Consider the following 4251-nt stretch of genomic DNA (forward strand, 5'->3'; position numbering starts at 1 on the left):
AGGCCGTGCCCGCGCTCACCGCGGCGCTGGGCTGAGCGCCGCCTCACCGTTTCACCGTTTCCTTTGCACCGGAGTCACCGCCGGTACTTGGCCCGCCCTGGCTCAGGGCGGGCTTTTTTGCTTTTGGCGCCGCGCGGGCGCCAGGCTCACGTTCACGTTGCCTCAGCCGCTGCCTCAGCCGCTGCCGGTGGCGTTGCCGGACACGAAGGCGCCACCGCCGCCGGCGGCAGCAGCAGCTCGCACCACACCTCGGTGCCCTGGCCCAATTCGCTGCGCACGCCCACCGTGCCTTCGTGCAGCAGCGCCAGCCGCTTGACGATGGACAGGCCCAGACCCAGGCCCAGCCCCGGCGTGGTCCCCGGCGCGCCGGACTCGGCCGCATGGGGGGCGGGCAGGGGCTCGAACAGCCGCCGGCACTGCTCGGCCGTCATGCCGCTGCCGGTGTCGCTCACCGCCACGCGCCAGCGTTCGCGGTCCAGCGGCGCCACGCTCAGCGCCACGTGGCCGGTGCTGGTGAAGCGCAGCGCGTTGGACAGCAGGTTGTTGACGATCTGCGCCAGCCGCGGCGCGTCGCCCAGCACCGGCGTGTCGTGCGCCGCGTTGCCCATGTACAGCTCCAGCGCCACGCCGCGCGAGCGGGCCTGCGACTGGAACAGCGCCAGGCAGTCCTGCACCACCGGCGCGATCGCGAAGGGCGCGCGCTGCAGCGCCAGCCGTCCCGTCTCCAGCCGCGAGTAGTCCCGCAGGTCGTCCACCAGCGCCATCAGCTGCGTGGCCGAGCGCTCCATGGTGTGCAGCGCCTGGCGCTGCGGCGCCAGCGCCGGCGCGGTGGCGGCGAGCCGCCGCGTCATGTCCTGCAGGCCCAGCAGCGATGCGCGCAGCTCGCCGCTCACGCCGGCCAGGAAGCTGGCCTTGTCGCCGTGGTCCGCGGCCAGCCGCTCCATGTCCTGGCGGCGCCGGCGCAGCGACCGGTGCATCCACAGCGCCAGCAGCGCGATCAGCGCGTCCAGCAGCGCCGTGCCCACGCCCAGGAACCAGGCCGTCTGCCGCCAGCCGTGCAGCATCAGGTCCTGCGTCGCCAGCGTCACCACCACCAGCGGAAAGGCGTCCACCGCGCGCGCCACCACCAGCCGCTGGTCGGCCAGCGCCGGGTCGGACGGGCGCGTCTGCCGCGTGTACACCGCCGCGCTGCGCCGCCCCTGCGCCAGCGCCTGCTCCAGCGCCCGCAGGGCCGGCGCGCCGCGGTAGGAGGCCGACATCATGCCCGCGCGCAGCGGGTGGCGCGCCAGGGGCACGCCGTCGCTGCGCAGCAGTTGCACGGCGGTGTGCGCGTCGTCGAGGTTGACCGACTGGTAGAAGCGCTCGAAGCACGCCACCTCCACGCCCGTGATCACCAGCCCCAGCATGCGACCGTCCCCCGCACGCAGCTTGCGCACCAGGAAGAGGGTCCAGCGCCCGGTGTCGCGGCTGAGCACGGGCGCCGAGAGGTACAGGTCCAGCGCCGGCTGCGCGAGGTGGGCCTTGAAGTAGTCGCGGTCGTGCACGTTGATGTGCGGCGCCGGAAAGGCCTGGTTGTTGGCCAGCACCTGGCCCTGCAGGTCCACGATGGCGATGTCGCGCGCCACGCCGGGTTCGCCGCGGCGCTCGGTGAGGAAATCGTGCATGCGCCGCGTCGTGGCCAGCTCATGCAGCCGCGCCTCGCTGTCGCCGGCCTCTTCCTGCACGCGCTCCACCACGCGCTGCAGCGCCCCGTCGGCCGCGTATGCCACTTGCTGCGCATGGGCGGCCATGCTGGTGGCGAAGCTCTGCATGTACCGCTCCCAGGTGGCCTGGGTGTGCGCGCGCTGGCGCCACAGCATCAGCGCCGCCGCCGTGCTCAGCAGCACGATCGCCAGCGCCGCCACGGCCAGCACCAGGTGCTCGCGCAATTGCTCGGCCTGGCGCGGGGGAAGCGGGGCGCGGAGCAAGGAGTCGGACATGGCTGGACGGGCGAAAAGGCGGGGAGCCGGCCGCCCCATGAGGGCGAGCGGCAAAAATGCGGCGGCGCATGCTAGCGCCGCCACCTGTCGCCAGCCTTGTCACCGGACAGACAATGTGATGTTGCACTGCACCAAGGAAAGAGGACCATGAGCAAGCCCACCCCGGCCCTGATCACCCTGACGGCGCTGCTGGCCCTGCTGGGCCCCCAGGCGGCCCGCGCCGCCAGCAACTGCGACGCCATCCAGGCCGAGATCGCCGACAAGTTCCGCGCCGGCGGCATCGCGGAGTTCCGGCTGTCCATCGTGGACATGGAGGCCAACACCGCCGGCCGCGTGGTGGGCCGCTGCGAGCAGGGCACGAAGAAGATCGTCTTCGTCCAGGACGGCCCGGCCCAGCCCGCGCAGGCCCAGGTGCACACGCAGGCACCAACGCAGGTGCAGGCGCAACCCGCCCCGCGCCCGGCCGCGCCGGCGCCGCGGCGCCAGGACGTCATCACCGAGTGCCGTGACGGCTCCGTGGCCCCCGACGGGGAATGCCCGCGCTGAAGGGCTGCATTGGAGGCCCGCGCCCGCGTGCCGCTGAAACCCCACGTTGCCAGCGCCGCGCCGCGGCATGGGAAGCTCGCCCGCATGAGCAAGACCACGATGCCGCGGCGCCGCCGCGTGTTGGGCGGCCTGGCCGCGCTGGCGGCCGGCGCGGCGCCGGGTTGGCTGGCCCCGTCCACCGCCGCCGCGCAGGGCAGCCCGGCGCTGCCGCTGCGCGCCATTCCCTCCAGCCGCGAGCGGCTGCCCGCCGTGGGCCTGGGCACCTGGATCACCTTCAACGTCGGCCGCGATGCGCAGCTGCGCGAGGAGTGCACGCGGGTGGTGGAGGCCTTCCTGGCCGGGGGCGGACGGCTGATCGACTCCTCGCCCATGTATGGCTCGGCGCAGGAGGTGGTGGGCCAGGCGCTGCGCACCCTGGGCGCGCGCGACCGCGTCTTTGCCGCCGACAAGGTCTGGAGCAGCAGCGGCCGCCAGGGGCCGGCGCAGATCGACGAGTCGCGCGCCTTCTGGGGCCTGCCGCGCTTTGACCTGCTGCAGGTGCACAACCTGCTGGCCTGGGAGGAGCACTTGCCGCTGCTGCTGCGCATGAAGGCGCAGGGCCGGCTGCGCTACGTGGGCGTGACCACCAGCGAGGGCCGCCGCCACGCCGAGATGGAGCGCGTGATGGCCGGCAAGCCGCTGGACTTCGTGCAGCTCACCTACAACCCCGTGGACCGCGAGGCCGAGCAGCGGCTGCTGCCGCTGGCGGCCGAACGCGGCATGGGCGTCATCGTCAACCGGCCCTTCCAGCAGGGCGCGCTGCTGCGCCGCCTGGAGCGCCACCCGCTGCCCAAGTGGGCCGGGCCGGAGCTGGACGCCACCAGTTGGGCGCAGCTCGTCCTGAAGTTCATCGTCGCCCACCCGGCCGTGACCTGCGTGATCCCGGCCACGACGCAGGTGGCCCACGTGCGCGAGAACCTCGCCGCCGCCGGCGGGCGGCTGCCGGATGCGGCGCTGCGCCGGCGCATCGCCCAAGCCGTGCAGGAGCTGTGATGGTCGAGTGGTGGACCTACGTGCCGTCGGATTTCCAGCTCTTTTCCGGGCGCACCTACGCGCGGCTGGTGCAGGCGCACAACCAGGCGCTGTGGCCGGCGCAGCTCCTCATGGCCGGCTGCGGCGCGGTGGCGCTGCTGGGCCTCTTGACGCGCCGCCGCGGCGCCGCGCAACTGCTGGCCGGGCTGGCGGCGCTGTGGTGCATCACCGTGGCCTGGGATTTCCTGCTGCTGCGCTACGCCCAGATCCACTGGGGTGCGCCCGTGATGGCGGTGGGCTTTGCCGCGCAGGCGGTGGTGCTGGCCGTGCTGGCGCGCCGCGGCGCCTTCACCACCGATGCCGCGGCCCGCGAGCGTGCCGTGGCCGTCGGCCTGCTGCTCGTGGCGCTGGCGGGTGCGCCGCTGCTGGCGGGGTGGTTGGGCGGCTCGTGGTGGCGTGCCGAGGTGGTGGGCCTCATGCCCGCGCCCACGGTGCTGGCCATGCTGGCGCTGGCGCCGCTGGCGCGGCCCGGGGTGCGGCGCTGGCTGCTGCCGCTGCCGCTGGCCTGGTGCGTGGTGGAGCCGCTCATGCTGCTGGCGCTGCAGGCCCCGCAGTGGCCGCTGCTGCCGCTGGCGGCGCTGCTGAGCCTGGCGGCACGGCCCGCGCGGCGGGGGCGTGCGCCCGCCGCCCAGGCGGCGAGCGCGCAGCCGGCCCC

4 protein-coding genes are annotated in these 4251 nt (G+C 74.5%); 3 read left to right on the top strand and 1 reads right to left on the bottom strand.

All coding sequences use genetic code 11. The features are described 5' to 3' along the window. Nucleotides 1-152 precede the first annotated feature (152 nt). A complete protein-coding gene (locus ALA01S_RS30235; RefSeq protein ID WP_066343353.1) occupies nucleotides 153-1979 on the bottom strand; it encodes a sensor histidine kinase in 1827 nt (608 codons plus the stop codon). 147 nt (nucleotides 1980-2126) lie between these two features. Between ALA01S_RS30235 and ALA01S_RS30240 the strand changes: the two genes are divergently transcribed. The 3 genes from ALA01S_RS30240 to ALA01S_RS30250 form a co-directional block, all read left to right on the top strand. Further along, entirely contained in the window at nucleotides 2127-2525 is a 399-nt protein-coding gene (locus ALA01S_RS30240) for a DUF1161 domain-containing protein (protein ID WP_066343355.1), read from the top strand. A gap of 84 nt (nucleotides 2526-2609) precedes the next feature. Beyond that, a complete protein-coding gene (locus ALA01S_RS30245; RefSeq protein WP_218011556.1) occupies nucleotides 2610-3557 on the top strand; it encodes an aldo/keto reductase in 948 nt (315 codons plus the stop codon). Further along, nucleotides 3557-4251: DUF6064 family protein (locus tag ALA01S_RS30250; RefSeq protein WP_066343357.1), on the top strand; the 695-nt coding region annotated here is incomplete at its 3' end. The genes ALA01S_RS30245 and ALA01S_RS30250, both read left to right, overlap by 1 nt.

The organism is Azohydromonas lata NBRC 102462, from assembly GCF_001571085.1.
GTDB classification, from domain to species: Bacteria; Pseudomonadota; Gammaproteobacteria; order Burkholderiales; family Burkholderiaceae_C; genus Azohydromonas; species Azohydromonas lata.